The 25,973-nt window shown below is 62.3% G+C and carries 22 protein-coding genes, 3 tRNA genes and 1 pseudogene; 17 read left to right on the top strand and 9 right to left on the bottom strand.

Features of this window, described 5'->3' with window-relative positions; genetic code table 11:
- Window positions 1–72 precede the first annotated feature (72 nt).
- The 8 genes and pseudogenes from lepA (at window position 73) to nagZ (ending at window position 8,334) form a co-directional block, all read left to right on the top strand.
- Window positions 73–1,878: a translation elongation factor 4 gene (gene lepA, locus PSO31014_RS05465; protein ID WP_130026949.1), complete on the top strand. Its 1,806-nt coding sequence runs from the start codon at window positions 73–75 to the stop codon at window positions 1,876–1,878.
- Window positions 1,879–1,896: 18 nt separating this feature from the next.
- Window positions 1,897–2,811 (top strand): signal peptidase I, encoded by a 915-nt coding sequence (lepB, locus tag PSO31014_RS05470; RefSeq protein ID WP_150550681.1) that lies wholly within the window; start codon window positions 1,897–1,899, stop codon window positions 2,809–2,811.
- 274 nt (window positions 2,812–3,085) lie between these two features.
- Window positions 3,086–4,045: pseudogene (gene rnc, locus PSO31014_RS05475) on the top strand (ribonuclease III); the annotation flags it as partial.
- Between the two features lie 59 nt (window positions 4,046–4,104).
- Window positions 4,105–4,998 (top strand): GTPase Era, encoded by an 894-nt coding sequence (era, locus tag PSO31014_RS05480; RefSeq protein ID WP_150550683.1) that lies wholly within the window; start codon window positions 4,105–4,107, stop codon window positions 4,996–4,998.
- The gene (gene recO, locus PSO31014_RS05485; protein WP_150550684.1) at window positions 4,985–5,989 is read left to right on the top strand and encodes a DNA repair protein RecO; all 1,005 of its coding nucleotides are present in this window, start codon (window positions 4,985–4,987) and stop codon (window positions 5,987–5,989) included. Before era ends, recO begins: the two co-directional genes overlap by 14 nt.
- Entirely contained in the window at window positions 5,986–6,747 is a 762-nt protein-coding gene (gene pdxJ, locus PSO31014_RS05490; RefSeq protein ID WP_150550685.1) for a pyridoxine 5'-phosphate synthase, read from the top strand. Before recO ends, pdxJ begins: the two co-directional genes overlap by 4 nt.
- Window positions 6,748–6,784: 37 nt before the next feature.
- The gene (gene acpS, locus PSO31014_RS05495; protein WP_281349070.1) at window positions 6,785–7,303 is read left to right on the top strand and encodes a holo-ACP synthase; all 519 of its coding nucleotides are present in this window, start codon (window positions 6,785–6,787) and stop codon (window positions 7,301–7,303) included.
- Complete coding sequence (gene nagZ / locus PSO31014_RS05500; RefSeq protein ID WP_150550686.1) at window positions 7,300–8,334, top strand: beta-N-acetylhexosaminidase; 1,035 nt, start codon at window positions 7,300–7,302, stop codon at window positions 8,332–8,334. The genes acpS and nagZ overlap by 4 nt, the downstream gene beginning before the upstream one ends.
- 123 nt (window positions 8,335–8,457) lie before the next feature.
- On the opposite strand, the gene efp is transcribed toward nagZ, so the two are convergent.
- Window positions 8,458–9,015, bottom strand: coding sequence for an elongation factor P (gene efp / locus PSO31014_RS05505; protein WP_150550687.1), 558 nt, complete (start codon window positions 9,013–9,015; stop codon window positions 8,458–8,460).
- Window positions 9,016–9,154: 139 nt separating this feature from the next.
- The gene (earP, locus tag PSO31014_RS05510) at window positions 9,155–10,390 is read right to left on the bottom strand and encodes an elongation factor P maturation arginine rhamnosyltransferase EarP (RefSeq protein WP_425494851.1); all 1,236 of its coding nucleotides are present in this window, start codon (window positions 10,388–10,390) and stop codon (window positions 9,155–9,157) included.
- Window positions 10,391–10,541: 151 nt separating this feature from the next.
- Here earP and uvrC point away from each other — a divergent pair, with 151 nt between their 5' ends.
- Complete coding sequence (uvrC, locus tag PSO31014_RS05515) at window positions 10,542–12,779, top strand: excinuclease ABC subunit UvrC (RefSeq protein ID WP_246176259.1); 2,238 nt, start codon at window positions 10,542–10,544, stop codon at window positions 12,777–12,779.
- 13 nt (window positions 12,780–12,792) lie between these two features.
- Here uvrC and kch read toward each other — a convergent pair whose 3' ends face one another.
- A complete protein-coding gene (kch, locus tag PSO31014_RS05520; protein WP_150550689.1) occupies window positions 12,793–14,001 on the bottom strand; it encodes a voltage-gated potassium channel protein in 1,209 nt (402 codons plus the stop codon).
- 194 nt (window positions 14,002–14,195) lie between these two features.
- Between kch and pgsA the strand changes: the two genes are divergently transcribed.
- From pgsA to PSO31014_RS05545, 5 genes are all read left to right on the top strand, one after another.
- On the top strand, window positions 14,196–14,789 hold the full coding sequence (gene pgsA / locus PSO31014_RS05525) for a CDP-diacylglycerol--glycerol-3-phosphate 3-phosphatidyltransferase (protein ID WP_150550690.1): 594 nt from the start codon (window positions 14,196–14,198) through the stop codon (window positions 14,787–14,789).
- 177 nt (window positions 14,790–14,966) lie between these two features.
- Window positions 14,967–15,042 (top strand) — tRNA-Gly (locus PSO31014_RS05530).
- 49 nt (window positions 15,043–15,091) lie between these two features.
- Window positions 15,092–15,167: transfer RNA gene (locus PSO31014_RS05535), tRNA-Gly, on the top strand.
- 113 nt (window positions 15,168–15,280) lie between these two features.
- A tRNA-Cys gene (locus PSO31014_RS05540) sits at window positions 15,281–15,354 on the top strand.
- Window positions 15,355–15,555: 201 nt separating this feature from the next.
- A complete protein-coding gene (locus PSO31014_RS05545) occupies window positions 15,556–16,209 on the top strand; it encodes a glutathione S-transferase family protein (protein WP_150550855.1) in 654 nt (217 codons plus the stop codon).
- Between the two features lie 136 nt (window positions 16,210–16,345).
- Here PSO31014_RS05545 and PSO31014_RS05550 read toward each other — a convergent pair whose 3' ends face one another.
- Genes PSO31014_RS05550 through PSO31014_RS05565 form a run of 4 tightly spaced genes read right to left on the bottom strand, consistent with a single transcriptional unit; the run spans window position 16,346 to window position 19,498 of the window.
- Window positions 16,346–17,107, bottom strand: coding sequence for an MBL fold metallo-hydrolase (locus tag PSO31014_RS05550; protein ID WP_150550691.1), 762 nt, complete (start codon window positions 17,105–17,107; stop codon window positions 16,346–16,348).
- Between the two features lie 41 nt (window positions 17,108–17,148).
- Window positions 17,149–18,051 (bottom strand): alpha/beta fold hydrolase, encoded by a 903-nt coding sequence (locus tag PSO31014_RS05555; RefSeq protein ID WP_150550692.1) that lies wholly within the window; start codon window positions 18,049–18,051, stop codon window positions 17,149–17,151.
- Between the two features lie 53 nt (window positions 18,052–18,104).
- Window positions 18,105–18,812, bottom strand: coding sequence for an alpha/beta fold hydrolase (locus tag PSO31014_RS05560; protein ID WP_246176261.1), 708 nt, complete (start codon window positions 18,810–18,812; stop codon window positions 18,105–18,107).
- A gap of 26 nt (window positions 18,813–18,838) precedes the next feature.
- On the bottom strand, window positions 18,839–19,498 hold the full coding sequence (locus PSO31014_RS05565; RefSeq protein WP_150550693.1) for an HD domain-containing protein: 660 nt from the start codon (window positions 19,496–19,498) through the stop codon (window positions 18,839–18,841).
- A 273-nt stretch (window positions 19,499–19,771) separates the two neighbouring features.
- Between PSO31014_RS05565 and PSO31014_RS05570 the strand changes: the two genes are divergently transcribed.
- Window positions 19,772–20,737 carry a GlxA family transcriptional regulator gene (locus PSO31014_RS05570; protein ID WP_150550694.1) on the top strand — a complete coding sequence of 322 codons (966 nt, stop codon included), beginning with the start codon at window positions 19,772–19,774 and terminating at the stop codon, window positions 20,735–20,737.
- A gap of 96 nt (window positions 20,738–20,833) precedes the next feature.
- Here PSO31014_RS05570 and PSO31014_RS05575 read toward each other — a convergent pair whose 3' ends face one another.
- Window positions 20,834–21,739 carry a LysR family transcriptional regulator gene (locus tag PSO31014_RS05575; protein WP_130026938.1) on the bottom strand — a complete coding sequence of 302 codons (906 nt, stop codon included), beginning with the start codon at window positions 21,737–21,739 and terminating at the stop codon, window positions 20,834–20,836.
- 116 nt (window positions 21,740–21,855) lie between these two features.
- Here PSO31014_RS05575 and PSO31014_RS05580 point away from each other — a divergent pair, with 116 nt between their 5' ends.
- On the top strand, window positions 21,856–23,022 hold the full coding sequence (locus PSO31014_RS05580) for a mandelate racemase/muconate lactonizing enzyme family protein (protein ID WP_150550695.1): 1,167 nt from the start codon (window positions 21,856–21,858) through the stop codon (window positions 23,020–23,022).
- A 159-nt stretch (window positions 23,023–23,181) separates the two neighbouring features.
- A complete protein-coding gene (gene dctA, locus PSO31014_RS05585) occupies window positions 23,182–24,498 on the top strand; it encodes a C4-dicarboxylate transporter DctA (protein WP_150550696.1) in 1,317 nt (438 codons plus the stop codon).
- A 90-nt stretch (window positions 24,499–24,588) separates the two neighbouring features.
- Here the strand turns inward: dctA and PSO31014_RS05590 are convergent, their stop codons facing one another.
- On the bottom strand, window positions 24,589–25,794 hold the full coding sequence (locus PSO31014_RS05590) for an MFS transporter (protein ID WP_150550697.1): 1,206 nt from the start codon (window positions 25,792–25,794) through the stop codon (window positions 24,589–24,591).
- Between the last annotated feature and the right edge of the window lie 179 nt (window positions 25,795–25,973).

Below are 25,973 nucleotides of genomic sequence, written 5' to 3' on the forward strand. Positions count from 1 at the left end.
TGTTTGCCGATTCTCTCGAAAGTCGCTGCCGAGCCGAATCCGATGGCACCGACTCTTCTCTAGCCCCGCCTAATGGACCATATCCGCAATTTTTCGATCATCGCCCACATCGACCACGGGAAATCGACCCTGGCCGATCGCATCATCCAGTTGAGCGGCGGTCTGTCCGATCGTGAAATGGAATCCCGGGTCCTCGACTCGATGGATCTCGAGCGAGAGCGTGGCATCACCATCAAGGCGCAAACGGCTGCCCTGGAATACAAGGCACGTGACGGCAAGGTATACAACCTGAACCTCATCGATACCCCGGGGCACGTCGACTTCTCGTACGAGGTGAGCCGCTCGCTCTCCGCATGCGAAGGCGCACTGCTCGTGGTCGATGCCTCGCAGGGCGTCGAAGCGCAGACCGTGGCGAACTGCTACACGGCGATCGAGCTGGGCGTGGAAGTCGTGCCGGTGCTGAACAAAATTGACCTGCCGTCTGCCGAACCGGAGAACGCGATCCAGGAGATCGAGGACGTGATCGGTATCGAGGCAACCGACGCCGTGCGCTGCTCCGCGAAGACCGGCTTCGGTGTGGAAGAAGTGCTCGAGGCGCTCATCGCCAAGGTTCCGCCGCCCAAGGGTGACGCCGCAGCCCCGCTGCAAGCGTTGATCATCGACTCGTGGTTCGATAATTACGTGGGCGTGGTCATGCTCGTGCGAATCGTCAACGGCACGCTCAAGCCGAAGGAAAAAATTCAGTTGATGGCCACGGGCGCGACCTATCCGGTCGAGCAAGTGGGCGTCTTCACGCCGAAGTCGCAGCCACGCCCGTCGCTGTCGGCCGGTCAGGTGGGCTTCATCATCTCGGGCATCAAGGAACTGGGTGCCGCGAAGGTCGGCGATACCGTCACGCATGCGCTGACGACCACGACCAAGCCGGCGCCCGAGGCGCTGCCGGGCTTCAAGGAAGTCAAGCCGCAGGTGTTCGCCGGCCTGTACCCGGTCGAGGCGAACCAATACGACGCGCTGCGCGAATCGCTCGAAAAGCTCAAGCTCAACGACGCCTCGCTGCAATACGAACCGGAAGTTTCGCAGGCACTGGGATTCGGTTTCCGTTGCGGCTTCCTGGGCCTGCTGCACATGGAAATCGTGCAGGAGCGCCTGGAGCGCGAGTTCGACATGGACCTCATCACCACGGCGCCGACCGTGATCTATGAGGTGGTTGAGCGCGATGGCACGGTGACGACGGTGGAAAACCCGTCGAAGATGCCGGATCCGGGCCGCATTGAAGAAGTGCGTGAGCCGATCGTCACGGTCAACCTGTACATGCCGCAGGAGTACGTCGGCTCGGTGGTTACGCTGTGTCAGCAAAAGCGCGGTGTGCAGATCGATATGCAATACCACGGCCGTCAGGTGCGCCTGATTTACGAAATTCCGATGGCCGAGATCGTGCTCGACTTCTTCGATCGTCTGAAGTCGGTGTCGCGCGGTTACGCGTCGATGGACTACGAGTTCAAGGAGTACCGCACGTCGGACGTGGTCAAGGTCGACATGCTGATCAACGGCGACAAGATCGACGCACTGTCGATCATCGTGCACCGTTCGGAGAGCCGCCGTCGCGGCGCGCAGGTCGCGTCGAAGATGCGCGAAATCATTCCGCGCCAGATGTACGATGTGGCGATTCAGGCGGCCATCGGCGCAAACATCATTGCCCGTGAGAACATCAAGGCTTTGCGCAAGAACGTGCTGGCGAAGTGCTATGGTGGCGACATCTCGCGCAAGAAGAAGCTGCTTGAGAAACAGAAGGAAGGCAAGAAGCGCATGAAGCAGGTGGGGAGTGTCGAGATTCCTCAGGAAGCGTTCCTTGCCATTTTGCAAGTCGAAGACAAATAACGTAGCGACAGGTCCCGCATGAATTTCGCCCTGATTCTTTTTGTCCTGGTGCTGGTGACCGGGGTGGCCTGGCTGGCCGACAAGTTGGTGTTTCAACCGGCGCGCCGCCGGGCAGCACAGGACGCCTTGGCGCAATTCGATCAACAGCAGCTTGCCACGCAGGGGTCTGGCATCCAGGGCTCCGGCTCACAGGATGGCGGCGTGATTGCAAGCGCACGTGCGAAAGTGCGCGACGACAAGCTGCGTCAGCCATGGTGGCTCGAGTATTCGGCGAGCTTCTTCCCCGTGATTCTCGCGGTGTTCATGCTGCGCTCGTTCGTGGTCGAACCGTTCAAGATTCCGTCGGGCTCCATGATTCCGACGCTGCTCGTGGGCGACTTCATCCTTGTGAACAAGTTCGACTACGGCATTCGCCTGCCGGTGGTCAACAAGAAGATCATCTCGATCGGTGAACCCAAGCGGGGCGACGTGATGGTGTTTCGCTACCCGAAAGATGAGTCGATGGACTACATCAAGCGCGTGATCGGCCTGCCGGGCGACGTGGTGGCCTACGAGAACAAGAAGCTCACGGTGAACGGTCAGCCGGTGTCCGAGACCGCCATGCCCGACTACTTCGACGAGGAGCACATCGCCTACTTCAAGCAGTTCGAAGAGACGGTGGGCGGCGTGAAGCACCGCATTCTTAACGACCCGAACGTGCCGCCTTACATCCTGGGCGCCGACGACTTTCCGAACAAGCAGAACTGCCAGTACAACAGCCAGGGCGTGATCTGCAAGGTGCCGGAGGGCAACTACTTCATGATGGGCGATAACCGCGACAACAGCGCGGACAGTCGCTACTGGGGCTTCGTGCCCGAGCAAAACATTGTGGGCCGGGCGTTCTTCATCTGGATGAATTTCTCGAACCTCAAGCGCTTGGGCGGCTTCCAGTAAGCTTGCTGATCGACGGCGAGCTATCTCCCCGGGGGATCGTTCGATTAATGCGGAAATTGGCGATAAAAAGCCATTTTCCGCATTATTATTTTCAAATTTGAATTAAATGATGCGACGGGCAGGGGGCACTAGGGGGATCGACGTATCGTCACCTCAGAAATGTCCGATCCCTCCCCCTCTCGCGAGTCCGAAAAGCCTGCCGCAAGGCGGTCCAGCCCGTCGTTTCTTGGCGACGACGCGCGCCGGGGCGGGAGCGTCGCGCTATACTTGCGCCATGCCTCAATCTCTGAATACGCTGGAAGAACGTCTCCAGTACCGCTTCCACGATGCGGAATTGCTTTGCCAAGCACTGACGCACCGTAGCCACAGTGCCGCCAATAATGAGCGGTTGGAGTTTCTTGGCGATTCCATCCTCAACTGTTCGGTCGCAGCGATCCTGTTCCGTCGCTACGGCAAGCTCGACGAAGGCGACCTCTCGCGTGTGCGCGCCAATCTCGTCAAGCAGCAATCCTTGTACGAAATCGCGCAGACATTGGGCGTCTCCGAATTTCTGCGCCTGGGCGAAGGCGAACTCAAGAGCGGTGGTTTCCGCCGCCCGTCGATTCTCGCCGATACCCTTGAAGCGCTGTTCGGGGCGATGTATCTCGATGGCGGGTTCGAAGCGGCGTATGCCGTGATCGAGCGGTTGTACACGCCCGTGCTTGAACATGTCGATCCGAAAACGCTCGGCAAGGACGCCAAGACGCTGCTCCAGGAATACCTGCAGGGCCACAAGATTGCGTTGCCGCAGTACACGGTGATCGCGACGCACGGCGCCGCGCACAACCAGCAGTTCGAGGTGGAGTGCACGGTGCCGAAGCTCGACATCAAGGCGGGCGGATCGGGCGCGAGCCGACGAGCGGCTGAGCAGGCGGCCGCCAAGAAGGCGCTGGAGGAAGTGCAGAAGATGCCGGCACTTGCCAAGCCGAAGGCCGAGAAGAGCGCCAAGGCCGCGAAGAAGCGGGCGGCGAAGGCCGCGGCATCCGAGGCGAAAATGGCGGAGAGCGCCGGGCAGATGCGCGTTGCGCCGGCCATGACGGCGCTCGTTGGCAACGGTGCGGCTCGCACGCCGACAGCGTCCGCGGAAAAAGCGGCCGATAAAGCCGCCGATAAGGCCACCGACAAGTCCGCTGACAAGTCCGCCGAAAAACCTGCCGAGAAGTCGGACGCCGCCAAGCAACCCCCGGCCGCCGCCTGAGCCCCATTCAGGGGGAGGGCGCAATGCGCCGCCCCCTTTCAAGAGAGTTTCCAAACATGAACGATAAGACGGATTTTCGCTGCGGGACCGTGGCGATCGTCGGGCGTCCGAACGTCGGCAAATCGACACTGCTCAACGCCCTCGTCGGTCAGAAGATCAGCATCACCTCGCGCAAGGCGCAGACGACGCGGCATCGCATTACCGGCATTTGCACCACCGACGATGCGCAGTACATCTTCGTCGACACGCCGGGGTTTCAGACGCGTCACGCCACCGCGCTGAACCGATCGCTCAATCGCGCCGTGACCTCCACGCTGTCCAGCGTCGATGTCGTCATGTTCGTCATTGAAGCGGGCAACTTCGGCCCGGACGACGAGAAGGTGCTCAAGCTGCTGCCCGACAACACCCCGGTGCTGCTCATCGTCAACAAGTTCGATCGCATTGCCGACAGGGCGGAAATTCTACCGTTCCTGAAAATGGTCGGCGATCTGCGCGACTTCCGCGAGATCGTGCCGCTGTCCGCGAAGCGTCCGGATGACACCAAGCGGTTGCTTGGGGTGTTGCGTCCGTACTTGCTCGAAGGCGAGCCGATCTATGGCGAAGACGATCTCACCGACCGAAGCGAGCGGTTCATGGCGGCCGAGATATTGCGTGAGAAGGTGTTCCGCTGGACGGGCGACGAGCTGCCCTACACAAGCACGGTGATCATCGACAAATTCGAGCAGGAAGGGGATCTGCGACGGGTGTTCGCAACGATTCTGGTCGATCGCGACAGCCACAAGGCGATGATCATCGGCAACAAGGGGGCGAAGCTCAAACAGATTTCCACCGATGCCCGTCTCGATATGGCGAAGCTCTTCGACGGGCCCGTGTACCTGGAAGTCTGGATCAAGGTGAAGGGTGGCTGGGCCGACAACGAGGCCGGCCTGCGGGCGTATGGCTACGAGTGAACCCGACACCTTACGTGACGACATTGCGCTGCCGGACGATGTGACGCTGGCGGCAAGCAACGTGTCGGCTGCCGGTGTGCCGCTGACTTCGGCCCTTCGTGCCTCGCACGCCGGGGCGATCGGGGCTCGCCAGGCGCGCAGCGCGCGCGCGCGCAATGTGGACGACGACGCGTCGGAAGCCTTCCAGCACGCCGACGCCAACACCGATACCGTCAAGCGCGAAACGAAACGCGCGCGCCGCGCACCATCGCCCGCCCGGGCGGCCGAGCGTGAGCAAAGCCGCGTGACCGAGCAGCCCGGCTTTGTGCTGCACAGCTACCCCTATCGCGAAACCAGCCTGATCATCGACGTGCTCACGCGCGACCACGGCCGCGTTGCGCTCGTGGCGAAGGGCGCCAAACGTCCGCACTCGGCGCTGCGTGGCGTACTCCAGACGTTTCAGCCGCTCTCGCTCGCCTGGCTTGGCAAGGGCGAGCTGCGCACGCTGACCAAGGCCGAGTGGGTGGGCGGATTGCGTCCGCTTGAAGGCGATGCGCTGCTCTCCGGCTTCTACCTGAACGAATTGCTGGTGAAGTTCTGCGCGCGCGACGATCCGCACGACAAGCTCTTCCAGCACTATCTGACCACGCTGCATCATCTTGCGCATGGCGAGCCGGCGGGCATCATCCTGCGTGCATTCGAGCGCGTGCTGCTGCGTGAGACCGGTTACGCCGTGGCGTTCGACCGCTGCACGCAGACGCGCGGCAAGGTTGCGCCCGAGCGCCGCTACGTGTTTCATCCTGACCGGGGGGTGCGCCCGGCGGGCGGCGATGAGCCGTCAGACTGGCCGGTCGTCATCGGGCAGACGTTGCTCGACATGGAGCAGGACGATTATTCCCGCGCGCAGACCGTGCAGCAAAGCAAGCTGCTCATGCGCTTTCTTCTCAACCACCACTTGGGCGGCATTCCGCTCAACACGCGGCAGATCCTGCTCGACCTGCAAAAACTATGAGCCTCTTCTTCCACGGCAACCCCATCGACCTCGGGGTGAACATCGATCACGTCGCCACGCTGCGCAACGCGCGCGGCACGGCCTATCCCGACCCGGTCAAGGCGGCATTGCTGGCCGAAGCGGCGGGCGCCGATGTCATCACGCTGCACCTGCGTGAGGACCGTCGTCATATTCGCGACGACGATGTGGCGAATCTGCGCGACAAGCTGCTCACGCGGATGAACCTCGAGTGTGCCGTGACGGACGAGATGCTGGCGATTGCATGCCGCACCAAGCCGCACGACGTTTGTCTGGTGCCGGAGCGTCGTCAGGAACTGACGACCGAAGGCGGGCTGGACGTAGTCGCTCAGTACGACCGTGTGGCTGCGGCGACGCAGCAACTCGGCGAAGCGGGCAGCCGTGTGTCGCTGTTCATCGATCCGGACGAAGCACCGATCCGCGCGGCGGCGCGCATGGGCGCGCCGGTGGTCGAGCTGCACACCGGCCGCTACGCGGAGGCGCACGACGAGGCCACGCGCGAGGCCGAGTTCGCTCGCATCGAACGTGCCGTCGCACTCGGTCTGTCGTTGGGCCTGCGCGTCAACGCCGGACATGGCTTGCATTATGAAAATGTGCAGCCGATCGCCGCGATTGAAGGCATTTCCGAACTGAACATCGGACACGCGATCGTCGCCCACGCCCTTTTCGCGGGCTGGGAGAACGCCGTGCGCGAGATGAAGGCCATCATGGTCGCCAGCCGCATTGCGGCGCGCGGCTGAGTCGCGACACCTTCCCTCCCACCATCAGGCGCTGCCCATGAGCGATCCGACGATGCCGTCGCCCCCGTCCCCCGACGTGCCGCCGCCAGGCGGGCATGCCGCTGGCCCTGAGGCCGGGGGCACGGTGATTTACGGCGTGGGCACGGACATCCTCCAGATCAGCCGTGTTGTCGGCGTCATGACGCGCACCCATGGGCGGTTCGCCGAGCGCGTGCTCGGGCCCGAGGAACTCAAGGTTTATCACGCGCGTCAGAGCCGGTCCGCCGTGCGCGGACTCGCGTATCTGTGCACGCGCTTCGCGGCGAAAGAGGCCGTGTCGAAGGCCATCGGGCTGGGTATGCGGTGGCCGATGACGTGGCGTGCCGTGCAAACGCTCAATGCGCCGTCCGGCAAGCCGGTCGTGGTGGCGTCGGGCGAGTTGGTGCAGTGGCTGGCCGAGCGGCAACTGTCGATCGAGATTTCGATCACGGACGAGAAAGAGTACGCGGTCGCCTTTGCGATCGCATCACGTAATGTAGGCAACATTCGCAATATTGCATCGGAGAAAACGCAATGACGAAGCGCAGGCCGGGCCCGGTGATGCTGGACGTCGTCGGGCTGACCCTCAGCGAAGACGACGTCCGTCGCATCGACCATCCGTTGACCGGGGGGGTGATCCTGTTCGCCCGTAACTTTGACGATCGCGCGCAACTGTGCGCGCTCACGAAGCAGATTCGCGACCTGCGCGACGACATCGTGATCGCTGTCGATCATGAGGGCGGGCGCGTGCAGCGCTTTCGTACCGACGGCTTCACGCACCTGCCGGCCATGGGCAAGCTGGGCAAGCTCTGGCACGACGACGTGTTCAAGGCTACGCGCGTGGCGACGGCCGTCGGCTATGTGCTGGCGTCCGAATTGCGCGCGTGCGATATCGACCTGAGCTTCACGCCCGTGCTGGACCTGGACTACGGAACGTCGGCGGTCATCGGCGATCGTGCGTTCGACGCCGACCCGCGCGTGGTGGCCATGCTGGCCAAGAGCCTCAATCACGGCCTGCTTCTCGCGGGGATGGCGAACTGCGGCAAGCACTTCCCGGGGCATGGTTTCGTGGCAGCCGACTCGCACCACGAAATTCCGGTCGACGAGCGCTCGCTCGACGAGATCCTCAGCGTCGATGCGCAGCCGTATGACTGGCTCGGCATGTCGCTGGCGGCGGTCATGCCGGCGCACGTGATTTACCCGCAGGTCGATCCGAACCCCGCCGGATTCTCGGCCAAGTGGCTCAAGGAGATCCTGCGCGGCAAGTATGCGTTCGACGGTGTGATTTTCAGCGACGACCTGTCGATGCAGGGGGCGAGCGCGGCCGGCGATGTCGTGACGGCGGCGCACGCCGCCATGGCGGCCGGCTGCGACATGGTCCTCATCTGCAACAGCCCGGAAAAGGCGGACCGATTGCTGCATGAGATGAAGTCGGTGCCCGATACCGCGTCTCAACGCCGCATCAAGCATCTGCAGGGCCGCGGCAAGGTGCACGGCTGGGAAAAAATGCTCGCGCAGCCGGAATATCAGGCGGCGAAGCGTCTGATCGCGGAGACGTTCGGCGCGTAAGCGAGACACGCCCGCCAAACAAAAAAGCGCTCGACCCTGACGGGAAGAGCGCTTTTTTGTTGCCTGACGGGGCGCAGATCGCGCCGCGTCGTCCGTAGACGGCGCGGGCGGTGTCGCAATCGCTTAGACGCGGCTGCGGTACTCGTCGGTACGCGTATCGATTTCGATCTTGTCGCCGGTGCTGACGAACAGCGGCACCTGGATTTCCAGCAAATCGTTGATCTTGGCGTTCTTGAGCACGCGGCCCGACGACGTGTCGCCCTTGACGGCCGGTTCGGTGTATTCCACAACGCGCACGAGCGAGGTCGGCAGGTCGACCGAGATGGCCTTTTCATTGTAGAAAACGACTTCGCACTTCATGCCGTCTTCCAGGTACTTGATCGCGTCGCCCATGTTTTCGGCTTCGACTTCGTACTGGTTGTAGTCGGCGTCCATGAACACGTACATCGGGTCGGCGAAGTACGAGTAGGTCACTTCCTTCTTGTCGAGCACAACGACGTCGAACTTGTCGTCGGCCTTGTAGGCAAATTCGCCACGGCCTTCGCCCATCAACTTCTTGTACTTCATCTTGACGACGCTGGAGTTACGGCCCGACTTGACGTATTCGGTCTTCAGCACGACATTGGGCTCACCGTCGATCATGACGACGTTACCGACGCGGAGTTCTTGAGCGGTTTTCATAAAAAACGAGATCCTGTGACGAAATAAGCGATTTGCCGCTTGTTGAGCGCTTCCATACGCCCACTCGCCGCTTGATTCCCGCGCCCGCCTGGAAACGGTCCGGTGCAGCAGGTTCAGCAGCAAAGCGTTGAAAAACCAGCTATTTTACCTGATTTTCGGTGAAGCTTGCCAACTGTCGCGCGAGGTCCGGGAGGGCCGCCTGCCGGCTTGCCCACACGCCGGCATGGCGATTGAGCTCGGGTAGGGCAGCGGCCAGCGCCGGCCAGTCGGGTGGGGTGCTGGCGTAGCCGTTCCAGAGATGCCAGAAAGTGCGCAGCGCCTCGCGCGCGTCATGTCCCAAGGCACCGGCTCCCGGCGAGTCGGCGCTCAGATCGCTCAAATAGCGGTCGAGAAACGCGTCGAGTTTCACGTGGTGCGCGTTGTCGTCCTGCGGGTAGATATGCCAGACGAGCGGTTTCGCCGCCCATTGCGCGCGCACGAACGAATCTTCCCCGCGCACGAAATTAAGATCGCTCGCCCACAGCAACGCGTCGAACTCGGATTGTGGAACGAAGGGTAGCCCGTACACCGTCAGCGCTCCTTGCGTTGCGCAGTCGCGTGGCGCCAGTGCCTCGCGGCCAAACCATGCGCCGACCGACGGTGCGATCCGATCTGGCGGGACCAGGCAGACGATGGGCGTCTCGCTGGCGGCCCATTGCGCAAGCAACGCCGGAAGCGCGGCGTTTTCATACGTGAAGAGCGATACCACCAGCGTGTCCCTAGGTGCGCCCGGGAGTCCGAGCGTGCGCTGCCACCAGGCGTCACGAAGCTCGGGAGACGCAAGGAAGGCGTCTCGTCGCGAGAACAGCTCCCGTTCGCGCGCGAGCCCTCCCGTGCGTTCCGTGAAGCCCGGAAGGAAGAACGTTTTGACGAGTCCCAGTTGCGGGTGTATCGACTTTTGCAGATGACATCCCTCGACCCAGTCTTCGGCGCTCAGGTACTCGAGGTTGATCCAGACCGGCGCGTGTCCCGCCTGTTTGCGCACATGCATCGCCTGAATGCAGGCGTCGGGAATCTGGCAGGCAAACGCTTCGATGACGATATCGCCCGGCGCATTGTCGTCGGTGATCGGGCCAAAGTCGGCATCCCAACGGCGCACGTCCACGCCATCGCAGCGTTGCCGGGCCAGGGAAGGATCGATGTCGGGGCGCAGGTGACGGAAGCTCGCGAGGTCGTCGACCCACAGCCGCACCGACCAGCCGTGTTCGCGCACGAGTTGTCGCGCGAGCCGCCAGCACACGCCGATGTCGCCGAAATTGTCGACGACGGTGCAGAACAGATCGCAGCGCGGCACCAGAGGCAGGGTACTTGCGGCGGGCGAGAACGTAGTGGGCAGGGACATTGAGAAGCGGCAACGCGGATTGGTCTAAACTTCGGATTCTAGTCCCTGCGCCTCCTGGCGACGCGTGACGATGCCGTCGCGCACGATGCGCGTGCGGCCGCGATCGCACGGTCGCGCCCACGGGGACGCTCCGATGCCTGAGTTCATGACTGAAGACGCCCACGACGTCACGCCGCCGCGCAAGTCCCGCAAAGCCAAATCCGCCACGGCCCCCGCGGTCGCCACGGCGGCCGATGCCGCGCAGCCCCCCGTCGAGGCGTCGCCCGACAGCGCGGCGTTCGACGCCCGCACGGTGCTTGCTCAGTTGCCGAACCTGCCTGGTGTCTATCGCTACTACGACGCGGCGGGCAGCGTGCTGTACGTCGGCAAGGCACGCAATCTGAAGAAGCGCGTGTCGAGCTACTTCAACAAGACGCAGCTTTCCCCGCGCATTGCGCTCATGGTTGCGCGCATCGCGAAGCTCGAGACAACTGTCACGCGCTCGGAGACCGAAGCGCTGCTGCTTGAGAACAATCTGATCAAGGCGTTGCATCCGCGTTACAACATCCTGTTTCGCGACGACAAGTCGTATCCGTTTCTCAAGCTCACGCAGCACAAGTATCCGCGCATGGCCTACTACCGCGGCTCGGTGGATCGCCGTGGACAGTATTTCGGACCATTTCCCAGCGCTTGGGCCGTGCGCGAGAGCATTCAGATCCTGCAGAAAGTATTCCAACTGCGCACCTGCGAGGACTCCGTCTTCACGAATCGCACGCGGCCGTGCCTGCTGCATCAGATCGCTCGGTGCAGCGCGCCTTGCGTGGGCGCCATTCAGGATGAAGACTACGCCCGCGATGTGAATAACGCGGCGGCGTTTCTCTCGGGGCGTCAGAGCGAAGTGCTGAGTGCGCTCGAAGCGAAAATGATGACGTACGCCGAGGCGCTCCAGTTCGAGCAGGCCGCAGTGGTGCGCAATCAGATGCAGGCGCTCTCGGGCGTGCTGCAGCAGCAGTCCGTCGAGACGGCAGGGGATGTCGACGCCGATATCCTCGCCGTCGCCTATGCGGGCGGGCGCGCGTGTGTGAATCTCGCGATGGTGCGGGGTGGGCGCCATCTCGGCGACAAGGCGTATTTCCCGGCGCACGTGGAGCGCGGTGTCGAAGGTGGGATTGCCGACGAATTCGAGCCGGACGAGGTGCTCGCGCCGGACACGTCCGAGGCCAACGCGGACGATGCTGGCGCACAGGCGCGCGAGATCGTCAACGACATGCCGTCGGATACCCCGTTGGCATCGCTCGAATCGCGTTTGCTTGAAGCCTTCGTCGCGCAGCACTACCTGGGACAGTCGGTGCCGCCAGTGCTGGTCGTAAGCCATGCGTTGCCGAGCGACGAGTTGCTGGCCGCGTTGTCCGAGCAAGCGGGCCGGCGCATTGCGATGGTGCGTCAGCCGCAAGGGCAACGGCGCGCCTGGCTCGACATGGCGCAGCAGGGCGCGCAGCTCGCGCTCACGCGCTTGTTGACGGAGCAGGGGAGTCAGCAGGCGCGCACGCACGCGTTGGTGCAAACGATCGGACTCGACATCGACGATCCGGCGCGGCTGCGGGTGGAGTGCTTCGACATCAGCCACACGCAAGGCGAGGCGACGCAGGCGTCGTGCGTGGTGTTCCATCATCACAAGATGCAGACGAGCGAATACCGGCGCTACAACATCGCGGGCATTACGCCGGGCGACGACTATGCGGCAATGCGCCAGGTGCTCACGCGCCGCTATGGTCGTTTGATGGAGGCGGCGGCCCAGGTGAGCGATGCGGCCGATCCGTCCTCCGTGGCCGCCGACGTGGCGCGCGCCGAAGCCGAGACGCGCGTGCTGCCGGACGACGGGGCGGCGCTTCAGGCCGACGAGTCTTCCGACGCCGGCGGCGCATCGGCGGCTCCCGAAGTGTCTGACGGGGAGGCCAATTTGCCGCAGCTCGTGCTGATCGACGGCGGCAAGGGGCAGGTCGAGGTGGCGCGCCAGGTGTTCGTCGAACTGGGCATCGACATCGGTCGATTGGTCGGCGTGGCGAAGGGCGAGGGCCGCAAAGTGGGGCTTGAGACGCTGATCTTTGCCGATGGACGCGCGCCGCTGGAATTGGGGCGCGAGAGTGCCGTGCTGATGCTGATCGCGCAGATTCGTGACGAGGCGCACCGGTTTGCGATCACGGGCATGCGGGCCAAGCGCGCGAAGGCGCGTCAGACGTCACGGCTCGAGGAGATCGAGGGCATCGGAGCGAAGCGCCGTCAGCGCCTGCTGATGCGGTTCGGCGGGTTGCAAGGAGTGGCGTCGGCCAGCGTGGACGAACTGGCCAGTGTCGACGGCATTTCGACAACGCTCGCCGAGCAGATCTATCGCCAACTGCACTGACGCACGCAGCGCGTCACGTATCGCCGTGGAACAGCAGGCGCATGACGGTCTCGTTGTCGACGGTCTCGCCGGACAGCGTGCGGGCGAGAAGCTCGCCGCCGACGACGGGTGGCGCAAAAATCATGTCGGGTTGAACACGTTTGAGTTTGCTCAGGTGCTTGCTGTCGTTGACGGACGCGATGGTGCGCACCGTTGGCGCGATCTCTTTCGCGGCGAGCACGATGAAGGCGTTCTCCGAGTCGTCGGCCCGCAGCGCGAGCACGGCCTTGGCGTGTTCGATGCCGGCGTGGGTGAGCACGGTGTTGTCGCTGGCATCGCCGCGCATGACATCCGCCTCCTCGGGATACGGGTTGTCGCTCCCGCTCGCGATGATGACGGTGACCGGCCAGCCGCGCTTGGTGAGTTCGTGGTGCACGTTGATCGCGAGCGGCGATGCGCCGGCCACGATGAAGTGGTTCTTTCGTATCACGTGAGTGAACCTCCCCGAGAGAATTTTCTTTAGGTTGCCGCCGACGAGCGGGCCGATGACGACGGTCAGCGACGTTGCGAAGACACTGATCCCGAAGACGATGACCGAGGCGGTGAACAAGCGTGCGTCGACGCTGTGCGGCACGATGTCGCCGTAGCCGACGGTCGTCATCGTGACGATGGCGAAGTAGAACGCCGTGGCCAGGTCGGTGACGGGCGGTGCGAACTCGTGGCCGAGATACATGGTGCCGAACGTGGCGTAGACGAGCAGCGCGAACACGGCGACGAGCGTGTAGAGCGTGGCTGCCGCGAAGCTGGCGCGGTCGAATTCCCGCCAGTACCAGAGCAGCAGCGCAATGCAGGCGAGCGAGAGCGCGAACGTCAGGTCGAAGCGAATGTTCAGGTGGAAATTGATGGCGGCGGCCAGCACGAGCATGACGAGCGTGAAGGCCCAGGCGGTGCGCGCGCGGATGACGAGTCCGCAGGCGAGCGCGATGAGCGACAGGCCGGCGAGCGCACGGGGCAGATGCGAGAAGTCGATGCGCTCGATGGCGTTCAAGCCGAAGAGCAGTCGGGGCAGGTGGCTGGCTTCGATGCGTGCGAGTGCCGAGAGATCGCCGCGCACGAAGAGATCGATGAGCAGTGAGCCGGGCACGCGCAGCAGCACGGAGGCGACGAGCAGCAGGCCGTCGGTCCCGACCAGTACCGCGATGAGGATGTGGGGTGACAGCAGCGGTCGTCGTAGGGTGGGCAAGGGCCAGGGCGGTTTCACGAGATCGGCGCTATTGGCGGAGGGTTGCAAGCAAGATAGGGGCACACCGACGCACATGTCAACCGCTGCGCGGCGGCTCGGCCTTGTCGCTACGGGGCAGACACGGCACAATGCGGGTCTGGTACGGCTGCCGAGGGCGCCGTGTGTCGACCGCCGTTTGCCGAACTCATGCTGCCATGCCCTTTAACGTCCCGATATTACTGACCTGGCTCCGGATCGTGCTGATCCCGCTGGTGGTCGGCGTCTATTACGTGCCGACGACCTGGTTGTCGCCGGTCGAGATGAATTGGGTGGCGTGCGGCGTCTTTGTGCTGGCGGCGCTGACCGACTGGTTCGACGGCTTTCTGGCACGACGCTGGAATCAGACATCGGCGTTCGGCGCGTTCCTGGACCCGGTGGCAGACAAGCTGATGGTCGCGGCGGCGCTGCTGATGCTGTTGCAGATGGGACGGATCAATGCGTTGGTGGCGTTGATCATCATTGGCCGGGAGATCACGATTTCGGCGTTGCGGGAGTGGATGGCGCAGATTGGCGCGTCGCGCAGCGTGGCGGTGCATCAGTTGGGCAAGGTCAAGACGGCGGCGCAGATGGTGGCGATTCCGTTGTTGCTGTTCAACGGCACGGTGGTCTGGGGGGCGTGGCACTTCGACTCGCGGTTCTGGGGGATGTGGTTGATCTACGTGGCGGCGATTCTCACGTTGTGGTCGATGATGTATTATCTGCGCCGCGCGTGGCCGCAGATTCGAGAGCGGGGCGCGGGCAAGATGTGAGTGCAAGTCCCTGAAGACGCGGGATTTGCGCGGTGAAGGAGAACAATCTTCACAAATTTTCGGTGTGGATGCTTGACACTGAATCACGGTTTGGACATAATCTCCTTCTCGCTGCTACGGCGCCAGCCCGGCAGCGAAGTTTTAAGAAGCGGTTGGATTGGTAGTACGCATGACAATGCGGGAGTAGCTCAGTTGGTAGAGCGCAACCTTGCCAAGGTTGAGGTCGCGAGTTCGAGACTCGTCTCCCGCTCCAGTTTTCACACTGGGCATTGAGTGAAGCAATCCTTGGTGTTCGGTGTCATGCGGGAGTAGCTCAGTTGGTAGAGCGCAACCTTGCCAAGGTTGAGGTCGCGAGTTCGAGACTCGTCTCCCGCTCCAAATCCAGAGGGAAGCCTGGCTTCCCTTTTTATTTGCCGAAAAGCCCGCGGCGATCGATCCGAAGGGCGCCCTCGATGGCAACAGCGAGCGGTTACAATGCGGCATATCCCAATGGCGGGATGGCAGAGTGGTCATGCAGCGGCCTGCAAAGCCGTGTACGCCGGTTCGATTCCGACTCCCGCCTCCAAAATTCAAAAGCCCTGACTTGTCAGGGCTTTTTCTTTTTCTGCCGTTGTTACGCGGCACGTCCATGCAGATGCTTGTGCGATGCCAAGTGCCGCTCGTTCACAGCGTTGCGCGGCTCACCCATGTCAGCAACATGGTCCGTTGAGAATTGCCGCATTAATATTCTGAGAACGACCCCAGGCATCGGAAATCGATGAAAGACATGACCGTCCCGAAACTGTTTTATTACCCGAGCAACGCAAGCATGGCCCCTCATATCGTTCTGGAGGAAATCGGCCGGCCATTCGAATTGGTGCTTGTTGATCGCAAACACGATGAACACAAATCTGCGGATTATCTGCGCCTGAACCCCAACGGATTGATTCCGGTGTTGGTTGATGGCGACATGGTGCTGTATGAGACGGCCGCCATTTGCCTGCACTTGGCAGACGCATATCCTGAAAGCGAGATGGCAGCCAAACTGGCCACGCCGGAACGTGCTCAGTTTTACAAGTGGCTCATGTGGTTGACGAATACGCTTCAAGCCGCGTTGATTGTCTATTTTTACCCGGACCGTTGGGTGGACGCCGGCAACGTTGCAGGCGCGGACCAAGTGCGGGCGCACGCCGAATCGAAGGTGGGTACGTTGCTTGAACAGTTGGCGTTGCAACTTCAATCGAGCGGTGGCCCTTGGTTGCTGGGCGATAAATACTCGATCCTCGATCCCTATGCATGGATGCTCTGCCGATGGACAAGGGGCTTTGCGAAACCGGCACGCGAGTGGCCGCCACTCGGCCAGTATTTGCAACGAATGCTCGCCCGGCCAGCGATCCAGCGCGTGCTCGACACGGAAGGACTCGCCGCGCCGTTCGTGTGAGCTACCGCATCGCGTGGCTGTCCGTCCCCGTTCAAGACGAACGGCTGCCCGGTTGAATCCGCAACCGGTCGCGGACATGGGAGCCGGTGGCATGAGCGCATTTTTGACGAGCGCGCATTGCCGATGCTGGAAAGGGCTAGTGATGCAGGTGTTTGCATTGGCCAGACACGCACGGATTGCCCGCCAGCTTCGCAAGCGCTTGGGCATGGCGCAGCACCTCGCGAACCTCCAACGGCCCACCGTGCCCCATGTGGAACCGCTTGCCGCCGCTCTGCACCATTCGAATCAATTCACGCGACACAATGGCGGGATCATCTTCGAACGGCGGCCGAATGGCTCGCCCCTTTCGGATCACACCACCGATAAGAATGCCTGAGGCGATCAGGTCGCCAACCATCATGTCCTGGGACGACAGCTCCACGGCAATCGAGCCGGGCGTATGGCCGCCCGTATGCCGCACGATGCCATCAACCCCGAAGTCGAGCAGGTTCACCGTGTGGCCGTTGGTCATCATGATGTCCGGAACAAAGCCCTCGTACGGTTCATGCGGAACTGGCGTCTTGAGAAACAGCTTGCCGACCCAACTCGTCGTGCAATAGGTCATCGGCTCCTTGCGGCTGTAAAAATCCGCGTCATTCTGATGCGCCAGAATGGGCGCGCCCGACAATGCGCGCACACGTGCCGCGCTGCCGGCGTGATCGGTATGCGCATGCGTGACAACGATCAACTTGATGTCGCGAAACGTCAGGCCGTGTTCGGCGAGCACCTTGCCGATCTTGAGCTCCGATCCGGGAATGCCGGTGTCAATGAGTACACAACCGGCCTCGCTGCGGATGAGATGGGCGTTGACCATGCCGAAAGGCAAGATCGGAATGGTAATGATCTGGGTCTGAAACATGGCGTAATCCTTGGATAGGCAAGTAGACGGTGACATGCGGTCTATGGTGTCGTGGCGAAGTCTTCGTCATCGCTGCGATGCGGTGCGACGCGTTGCCCGGTGCCCGCGATCATGTTGCGCTCGGCAGGAGGCGCTTCCGCAGGCTCGATCAGTGCGGGCGTTGCAGCCACTAACGGCGTGGCAAAGCCCCGGATCAGGTCTGACAGGTCGCCCGGTGCTTCCAGGGGCGAGAGATGGCCGATGCCCGGCAGAATATGCAATGTGGCGTGCGGTATGCGCGTCATCAACTCCTGCTGCAGCACGGCAGGGGGATCGACCTGATCTTTTTCGCCGGAAATGACGAGGGTGGGAACGCGAATCAGTGCGGCTTGCGCGCTGATGTCTTCCTGGCTGGCGGCCAGCGGCCATGCCACTTTGGCAGCGGGCGCTCCGCGCAGGCTGTCCTGCACGACGGTTTCCAGATCGTCCGGCTGAAGAGGACTGGCTGCCAGCACCTGCCGGACGGTGGCCAGGATGCTTCCCCGGCTGTCGTAGGCGTTGACCATGTCTTGCCTGACTGCCAGCGGTACGTTCATCGGAGATGGCGGCGATGGCGCGACCAGCACCAGCCCTGCCAGTCCTGCTGGGTGGCGCGACGCCAGCAGTTGCGCGACTTTGCCGCCCATCGAGTGCCCGACCAAGAGGTAATGATCGAGGCCGAGACTTTCGATCAGCCGTTGGGCATCGTCGGCCAGAGCCGCTAGCGTATAACCGCCAGGTGGTTTGTCCGATTGGCCCCAGCCGCGCTGATCGAGCGCGATGGTGCGAAAAGCGGGCCCAAGGCGCTGCGTGACGTGCCGCCACGTGCGCGACGACCCGCCCCAGTAATGCAGGAACACGAGCGCTGGAGCGTTGATCCCGAGATCCTCGACGTGCAGTTTGACGGTGTTCGAAAAGGTGTTCATGAAACGGCTCCTGAAACAGGCTGGCAGCGCGGGTATGACGGGCTGCAGTGATGTCAGGCGGCGGCCTGAAGGATGAAGTCAGCGACGACAACGGGATGTGACAACATCGGGACATGGCTGGAAGCGACACGCTTGACCGTGGCATTCAAGCGCGCGGCCATGCGTTCCTGATCCACTCGCAGGATGGCCTGATCGTCTTCGCCAATCAGGTAGAAGGTGGGACGACTGCGCCATGCGGCCTGCGTCAGCGTGCCGCCGAGCGCCGCGCCGTTGATCGGGCCTTGCGTGGCATGGACGACGGTCTGCTCGGCGGGGGCGAGGTCCTGTGCGAACAGGGTGGCGACGCCTTTGGCGGTGAGCGACAGGAACCCTTGCGCGTCGGGTCTGATTTCGTCGTTGAGCGGGGCGGCTTCGAACTGGGCGAAGAGCGAGCCGGCTGATTCCCCCGCATCCGGGGCAAAGGCGTCGATGTACACGAGTCGTTTGACCTTGGGATCGTTGCCTGCCTGCCCGATCACCGCGCCCGCATAGCTGTGCCCCACCAGAACCACATCGCCCTGCGCCAGCGCGATGGCACGGCCAACCGCTGCGACATCGGCCTCGAAACTGGTGAGCGGAAGCTGGACGGCAGTCACGGCCATGCCCTTGGCGGCCAGCAGAGGGATGATCTTGGCCCAGCTGGAGCCATCAGCCCAGGCGCCGTGAACGAGGATTACGTTAGAGATCGAGTTGGATACAGAGACAGTCATCGTATTTCTCATTGAATAAATGGTTTGGGGGAAGAGGCTTAGCCGTGCCAGTGTGAGCAGCGGATGACGGAGCAGAAATTCCCGCGATGGAAGTGCGGCGCCTTGTCGGCGATCACATCTGCCTTGACGTTGCCGAATGTGGTGTCGGGCTTATGCTTGATGCCGTCGTAGAAGGCCTGGATGATGTCTTCCTTGAAGGCGGGGGTGCGTGGAAAGGCGGCGACCACGGCCTCACGGATGTCCGCGGGATAGCGGTCATAGGTCAGGCCCAACACGTCCATCTCAACGCCCGCCGTGGTAAGGGCGATCACCGGATGCATGAATTCGGGTACGCCCGGCGTGGTGTGCAGCGCAATGCCGGTCCACACCTTTTCAATGTCGGCGGGGTCGAGCTTGTAGCTTTGCAGGAAGTCGCGGGCGGCGTTCGCCCCATCCACTTCGAAGCGCAGGTCAGCGCTGCTGTGCGACGGCATCAGACCAACATCGTGGAACATCGTCGCCGCGTAAAGCAGCTCCGGATTGAAGGTCAACCCGCGTTGCTGTCCGGCGAGGGCGCCGAAGAAATAGACCCGGCTCGAATGGTTGAACAGCAGCTCGGTCTCGGTATCGCGCACAAATTCGGTGATCGCCCGGGCCAAGGCGCTGTCGGGAATGGCAATGCCATTGATGGCCGGTGTTGCATGATGAGGGTGGGTCAAGATGGTTCTCCGTAGATAGCGGACACGGCGGGTATCGGATGAATGCGCCAGCGACGGTGCTGACGGCCCTTGCCGTGGATCGAATGCGTGGTTTGGCTGGCGCCCGACTAGGACTTCGCAGCCGACCTAGTCATCATCGCGACAATCCGGCGTGGCAGCAATCGCATTGACCCGCGAAAAACCGCCAAGCGTGAGTGATAAACTGCCAGCGGCGTTTCGGGCGAATTGGCGTCCGAAAAACGGATCAATCTTGGCGCGAGGACACGGGTACCGATGGCAAAGAGAGAAGTTGCAGTCGTCATATTCGACGGCGTTCAAGCGCTTGACGTGGCCGGCCCGCTCGATGTCTTCGCCGCAGCCAATGGCTTCTTGCCGGAACAGGACCATTACGAATGCGTCCTGGTGGCAGGCACCACACAGCGCCTGCGCAGTTCCAACGGCATGTGGATGATGGCTGATCTGAGCTTCGATCAGGCAGACCGCGCTTTTGACACGGTGCTGGTGGCCGGCGGCCCGCACCTTCCCGCAAGTCCACCCGACGATGCCTTGTCGGCATGGCTGAGGCGATGGGGTGTCGCGGCCCAGCGATATGGCTCGATTTGCACGGGCGCTTTTGCGCTAGGCCATGCCGGACTGCTCGATGACCGAACCGTCACGACGCATTGGATTTGTTCGGAGCAGCTCGCAACGCAGTTCCCTGCAGCGCGGGTGGAGCATGACCGGATCTATTCTCGTGACGATCGCTTGGTGACCTCCGCCGGCGTGACGGCCGGCATTGACCTCAGCCTCTCTCTGGTTGGTGAAGATCACGGACCTGCGCTTTCTCTCGCATGCGCCAAGGCGCTCGTTGTTATCGCGCAGCGCCAGGGAGGCCAATCCCAGTTCAGCCCCCTGCTGATCTCGGCACGTGACCCGGAAACCCCGCTGGGCAAGGTGCAAACCTATGTCATGGAACATATCCGCGAGGCGTTCCCGGTTGAGCGGCTCGCTGATATCGGCGGTGTGAGCCCGCGTAGCATTGCGCGGCTCTTCGTGAGTGAGCTGAGCGTAACCCCGCATGAATTCGTGGAAGGGGTTCGCCTGGATCAAGCTCGCAAACTTCTGGAATCCACCGACACGGCCCTCAAGTCCATCGCGTTCGACTGTGGTTTTACCAGTCCCGACCATATGCGCAGCGCGTTTCAGCGGCGACTCAACGTCACGCCTCAGCAATATCGAGGAAGCTTCAAAACGGTGTAGAGGAATTTGCCCCGGTGAAGTTGGGCCTTCGTTGTTGAGCGGCTCACTAGTCGGCAGTTTCGCGCAACACTCATGCCGCCGTGCCGAGGCGCGCGACTACCTGAGCGCGTGGTGACCAAAGCGTTCAACGAGAAAATCAATGAACGCGCGTGCGCGTGCCGACTGATTCAGTTTGTTCGGGTAGTACACGAACAAATCGGCATCCGGCTGAACGTGTTCGGGGAGCACCACGCGTAGTCGCCCGCTCTCCACATATTTCGCCAGGTCCCATTCGGAGCGAATCAAGATGCCATGGCCGTCGAGCGCCCATCCCAACACGATGTCACCATCGTTGCTCGACATCGTTCCGTGCACCTTCATCGCCTCGTTGCGCCCGTCGCACACGAGACGCCAGACGCCGTAAGCATCGTCGTTCTGACGATGCACGATGCAGTTGTGATGCGCAAGATCGGCCAAACTTTGCGGCGTGCCGTGCTGCTCCAGATAGCGCGGTGAAGCACACAGAAATCGTCGATTGACCATGATGCGTCGCGCGATCAATCGCTTGTCCGGCAGCGTGCCAAAACGGATCGCGAGATCCATCCCGCTCTCCACGAGATCCACCGGCCGATCCGTCACGTCCAATTGCACTTCCACGTGGGGGTGCCGCTTGGCGAATTCGGAAAGGAGCGGCGCAATCACGGTGCGCCCGAACCCCATGGGCGCGTTGACGCGCAACAGGCCCCGCGGCACCGAACGGCTCGACGACACCGCATCCTCCATCTCTCGAATCTCGGCCAGGATGCGCGTCGCATGGTGCAGGTAAGTTTCGCCTTCCGTCGTCAGGCTGATGCTTCGCGTCGTGCGATTGACCAGCCGCACCCCCAGTCTCGCTTCAAGCTGCGCCAGCCGTTTCGTGGCGGCCGGGGGCGTCAGGTCCAACTCGCGCGCCGCCGCCGTCAAGCTGCCGTGCCGGGCCAGCAGCACAAAGAATTCAAGCGGCGATGCGATGTCATTCTTCACTGTAAGTAAATAAAGATGTGATTTTTGGTGAATCTTAACCTAGTCGCGGACGCATAAGCTGACGTCTCGATCAGCACGTTGCCGTCGCAACGCGCCATGCGCCTAGAGGAGACACCATGAGAATCGTTGATATCCGCGAAAAGACCGTACCTATCAGCTCCCCCATCCGTAACGCCTATATCGACTTCAGCAAGATGACGCTGAGTCTCGTCGCCGTCGTGACCGACGTTATCCGCGACGGCAAACCTGTCGTCGGCTATGGCTTCAACTCCAACGGCCGCTACGGGCAGGGCAAGTTGATGCGTGAGCGCTTCATCCCCCGCTTGCTCGAAGCCGACCCGGCGTCGCTGGTGAATGACGCCGGCGACAACCTGGATCCCCACAAGATCTGGGCCACGATGTTTACCAATGAGAAACCGGGTGGGCACGGCGAGCGTTCGGTGGCGATCGGCACCATCGACATGGCGGTGTGGGACGCCGTTGCGAAGATCGAGGGGAAGCCGCTGTTCCAACTGCTTGCGGATCGCTACGGCAACGGCCAGCCGGACCGCAAGATCTTCGTCTACGCCGCCGGTGGCTATTACTACCCAGGGCAGGACCACCAGAAGCTGAAAGACGAAATGCGCAGCTATCTCGACCGTGGCTACACCGTCGTGAAGAAGAAGATTGGCGGCGCATCGCTCGATGAGGATCTGCGTCGTATCGATTCGATCCTGAGCGTGCTGGGTGATGGTCAAAAGCTGGCGGTCGACGCAAACGGTCGATTCGATCTCGATACGGCGGTGACCTATGCCAAGGCGCTCTCGCAATACGATTTGTTCTGGTATGAAGAGCCGGGCGATCCCCTGGATTTCGAGCTGCAGGCCACGTTGCGCAACTACTACGACAAGCCGATGGCCACGGGCGAGGACCTGTTCTCGATGCAGGACGCCCGCAATCTGATTCGTTACGGCGGCATGCGTGCCGATCGCGATTGGCTGCAATTCGACTGCGCGTTGAGCTACGGCCTGGTCGAATACCTGCGCACGCTCGACATGCTGCGCGAACACGGATGGTCGCCGAGCCGATGCATCCCGCACGGCGGCCACCAGATGTCGCTGAACATCGCGGCCGGACTCGGACTCGGCGGTAACGAGTCATACCCCGACCTGTTTCAGCCCTACGGCGGTTTCCCCGATGGCGTGCGCGTCGACAACGGCTACGTCACGATGCCGGACTTGCCGGGCATTGGGTTCGAAGGCAAGGCCGATCTCTATGCAGAGATGCAGAAGCTGTCTGCATAACTCTCGCGAGGCACACGCCGCGCCATCACGGGAGGGAAGGCGCGGCCCCTGCAATTCACCAACAGAACAATCGTCGACATCGCACTGCACCGCTGCGGCATGCCGCAGCCGGCCAGCGGCGTGATGCCATCCAGCAGTTATCGCGCACAGGAGACAACCATGCGTGCATCAAGGATTGGGAAGTACCTGTCCCGGCTCTACGTACAAGTATTGATCGGCATTCTCGCCGGTGTTGTTGTCGGGCACTTTTTCCCCGACATCGGCAGCCACCTCAAGCCGCTCGGAGATCTCTTCATCAAGCTGATTCGCATGCTGCTCGCACCGATCATTTTTGCATCGGTTGTCGTCGGCATTGCGCGCATGACCGACCTTCATGAGGCGGGGCGCGTTGGCGTCAAGGCCGTCATGTATTTCGAGGTGGCGTCGACCTTCGCGTTGTTGATCGGGCTCGCGGTGGTCAATCTCCTCAAACCCGGCTCGGGCATGAATATCGATCCCGCGAGCCTGGATGGCAAGGCGATCGCCAATTACACGCACGCGGCGCAGCAACATTCGATGCTCGACTTCTTCATGAACATCGTTCCGAACAGCGTGGTTGGGGCATTCGCCAACGGCGAGATGCTGCCCATCATCTTCTTCTCGGTCCTTTTCGCGATTTCGCTGGCGAAACTCGGCCCCCGCACGGCGCCGTTCGTCGATGTGCTCGACATGTTCCTTCAGGGCATGTTTGGCGTGGTTCGCATTGTGATGTATGTCGCCCCGATCGGTGCCTTCGGCGGCATGGCCTTTACCGTCGGCAAGTACGGAATCGGTACGTTGTCGTCGTTCGGCGAACTGATGTTGTGCCTGTATCTCACGTCGGTCGTGTTCGTTGTCGTCGTGCTGGGCAGTGTGATGCGTCTTTGTGGTCTGTCGCTGTGGAAGTATCTCCGATACATCAAAGACGAACTGTTGATCACGCTGGGTACGGCGTCGACCGAAGCGGTTCTGCCGCAAATGCTCTTCAAGATGGAGAAGCTCGGTTGTTCGCGCCCTGTGGTGGGGATGGTGCTGCCGACCGGCTACACGTTCAACGCCGACGGCACGGCCATTTACCTCACGATGGCGGCAATCTTCGTGGCACAGGCCGTGAACGTGCACCTGACGATCTGGGACCAACTGCTCTTGCTCGGCGTGTTGCTACTCACGTCGAAGGGGTCCGCCGGCGTGGCAGGCGCGGGCTTTGTCGCACTGGCCGCGACGCTGGCGACCATGCATAAGATTCCGGTGTCCGGGCTGGTCCTCTTGCTCGGCGTCGACCGATTCCTGAACGAAGCGCGCGCGGTGACGAACCTCATCGGCAATGGTGTAGCCACTATCGTGGTCGCGCGTTGGGAGGGGGCGCTTGACATGAACAGGGCCCGCGCAGTGCTGAATCGGGATGCGCCTGACGACCGGGTGCCAGACGAGGCTCGTCTGGTGGAAGGGCACGCATGATCTAACGTTAAGGGGGGCGCAAGCGACGGGCGGGCGGTGCGGACCGACCGGCATCGGCCAGCAACGTCGCTTTGCCCCTCCGCCATTGCGTCAACCGATGGAGGGGCGTGCGGTGACGCGTCGTGACAACAGCATCAGCACTGTCAGCACGCAAAAAATGGCGCCTGCGTAAAACGTCGCCATGGCGCCGACCCGATCCCACAGCATGCCGGCAATGACGCTCGACCCGAGCGTGACGATGCCGCTCACCAGGTTGAAAACACCAAAGGCCGTCCCCCGCAGTTGGGCAGGCGCCGTCTGGGCGACCATCGTGGCAAGCAGCCCCTGGGTCATGCCCATATGCAATCCCCAAAGGGCGACACCGACGAGTAGTATCGTCCAATGGTTGCCGTGCGCGAGCACGATGTCGGATGCGAACAACATCACGAGGCCCGCGATGAGCAATCGGGTGTGGCTCATCTGGTCGGCGAGCTTTCCGAACGGGTAAGCCGACAGCGCGTAGACGGCGTTCATTGCCACCATCACCAGCGGCACCCATGCGACAGGCACGCCGCTGTCCATGGCCCGCAGCACCAGGAATGCTTCGCTGAATCGCGCCAGCGCAAATACGCCGCCCACGCCGACGACCCACCAATAGTCGCGTCCGAGGCGTTTTGCATTCTCCCAGCGGATCGGGTTGACCCGCTTGGCCCCGCGGTCGTGAGCGGGTTCTTCAATGCCCAGCGTGAGCAGCGCCACGGCGATCACGCCGGGGATCATGGCCAGCCAGAAGGCCAGCCGAAAATTGTCCGATCCTGCGAGCATGATGACAACCGCCAGCAACGGTCCCAGGAACGCGCCCACGGTATCGAGTGCCTGTCGCAAGCCGAACGCCGCGCCGCGTAGATGGGGGGGCGTAATGTCGGCCACCAGCGCATCGCGCGGGGCACCGCGTAAGCCCTTGCCAACACGATCGAGCACGCGCGCGGTCACGACCACCCCGATCGTGGGCGCGATGGCGAACAACGGTTTGCTGATCGCACCGAGACCGTATCCCATGACCGCAAGCCACTTGCGATTACCCAAATAATCGCTGAGCGTTCCGGAAAACACTTTCACGATCGGGGCCGTGGCTTCGGCGATCCCTTCGATCACGCCGATCGTCGTCGCGCTGGCGCCGAGACTTGCCATCAGAAACATCGGCAGGAGGCTGTGGATGATCTCGGATGAAATGTCCATGAACAGACTGACGAAACCGAGTATCCACACGCTTCGTGGAATCTGTTGCAGTACCTTCGTTCGCGGGTTGGCTGACATCGAACATTTCCGAGGGGCGGCGGAATCGAGTGGGGGGCTTGATCTGGCCCTCCCACAGGGTAAACCACCTGCAGGTTAGCTGGCAGGCGCGTATTCGGCCAATACAATTGTTGGGAACGCCGTGCCGCCGGAGCGACTGCTCCTGTGTGTCGTCGCCCCGCCAGGGGGGGGCGACCGCG

The sequence above is a fragment of the Pandoraea soli genome (genome assembly GCF_902459595.1).
GTDB lineage: Bacteria > Pseudomonadota > Gammaproteobacteria > Burkholderiales > Burkholderiaceae > Pandoraea > Pandoraea cepalis.

Excerpts from the sequence above, each read along its gene's own strand:
- lepA (WP_130026949.1), top strand. The coding sequence starts at position 73 with ATGGACCATATCCGCAATTTTTCGATCATCGCCCACATCGACCACGGG.
- lepB (WP_150550681.1), top strand. The coding sequence starts at position 1,897 with ATGAATTTCGCCCTGATTCTTTTTGTCCTGGTGCTGGTGACCGGGGTG.
- era (WP_150550683.1), top strand. The coding sequence starts at position 4,105 with ATGAACGATAAGACGGATTTTCGCTGCGGGACCGTGGCGATCGTCGGG.
- recO (WP_150550684.1), top strand. The coding sequence starts at position 4,985 with ATGGCTACGAGTGAACCCGACACCTTACGTGACGACATTGCGCTGCCG.
- pdxJ (WP_150550685.1), top strand. The coding sequence starts at position 5,986 with ATGAGCCTCTTCTTCCACGGCAACCCCATCGACCTCGGGGTGAACATC.
- acpS (WP_281349070.1), top strand. The coding sequence starts at position 6,785 with ATGAGCGATCCGACGATGCCGTCGCCCCCGTCCCCCGACGTGCCGCCG.
- nagZ (WP_150550686.1), top strand. The coding sequence starts at position 7,300 with ATGACGAAGCGCAGGCCGGGCCCGGTGATGCTGGACGTCGTCGGGCTG.
- efp (WP_150550687.1), bottom strand. The coding sequence starts at position 9,015 with ATGAAAACCGCTCAAGAACTCCGCGTCGGTAACGTCGTCATGATCGAC.
- uvrC (WP_246176259.1), top strand. The coding sequence starts at position 10,542 with ATGACTGAAGACGCCCACGACGTCACGCCGCCGCGCAAGTCCCGCAAA.
- pgsA (WP_150550690.1), top strand. The coding sequence starts at position 14,196 with ATGCCCTTTAACGTCCCGATATTACTGACCTGGCTCCGGATCGTGCTG.
- PSO31014_RS05545 (WP_150550855.1), top strand. The coding sequence starts at position 15,556 with ATGACCGTCCCGAAACTGTTTTATTACCCGAGCAACGCAAGCATGGCC.
- PSO31014_RS05550 (WP_150550691.1), bottom strand. The coding sequence starts at position 17,107 with ATGTTTCAGACCCAGATCATTACCATTCCGATCTTGCCTTTCGGCATG.
- PSO31014_RS05555 (WP_150550692.1), bottom strand. The coding sequence starts at position 18,051 with ATGAACACCTTTTCGAACACCGTCAAACTGCACGTCGAGGATCTCGGG.
- PSO31014_RS05560 (WP_246176261.1), bottom strand. The coding sequence starts at position 18,812 with ATGAGAAATACGATGACTGTCTCTGTATCCAACTCGATCTCTAACGTA.
- PSO31014_RS05570 (WP_150550694.1), top strand. The coding sequence starts at position 19,772 with ATGGCAAAGAGAGAAGTTGCAGTCGTCATATTCGACGGCGTTCAAGCG.
- PSO31014_RS05580 (WP_150550695.1), top strand. The coding sequence starts at position 21,856 with ATGAGAATCGTTGATATCCGCGAAAAGACCGTACCTATCAGCTCCCCC.
- dctA (WP_150550696.1), top strand. The coding sequence starts at position 23,182 with ATGCGTGCATCAAGGATTGGGAAGTACCTGTCCCGGCTCTACGTACAA.
- PSO31014_RS05590 (WP_150550697.1), bottom strand. The coding sequence starts at position 25,794 with ATGTCAGCCAACCCGCGAACGAAGGTACTGCAACAGATTCCACGAAGC.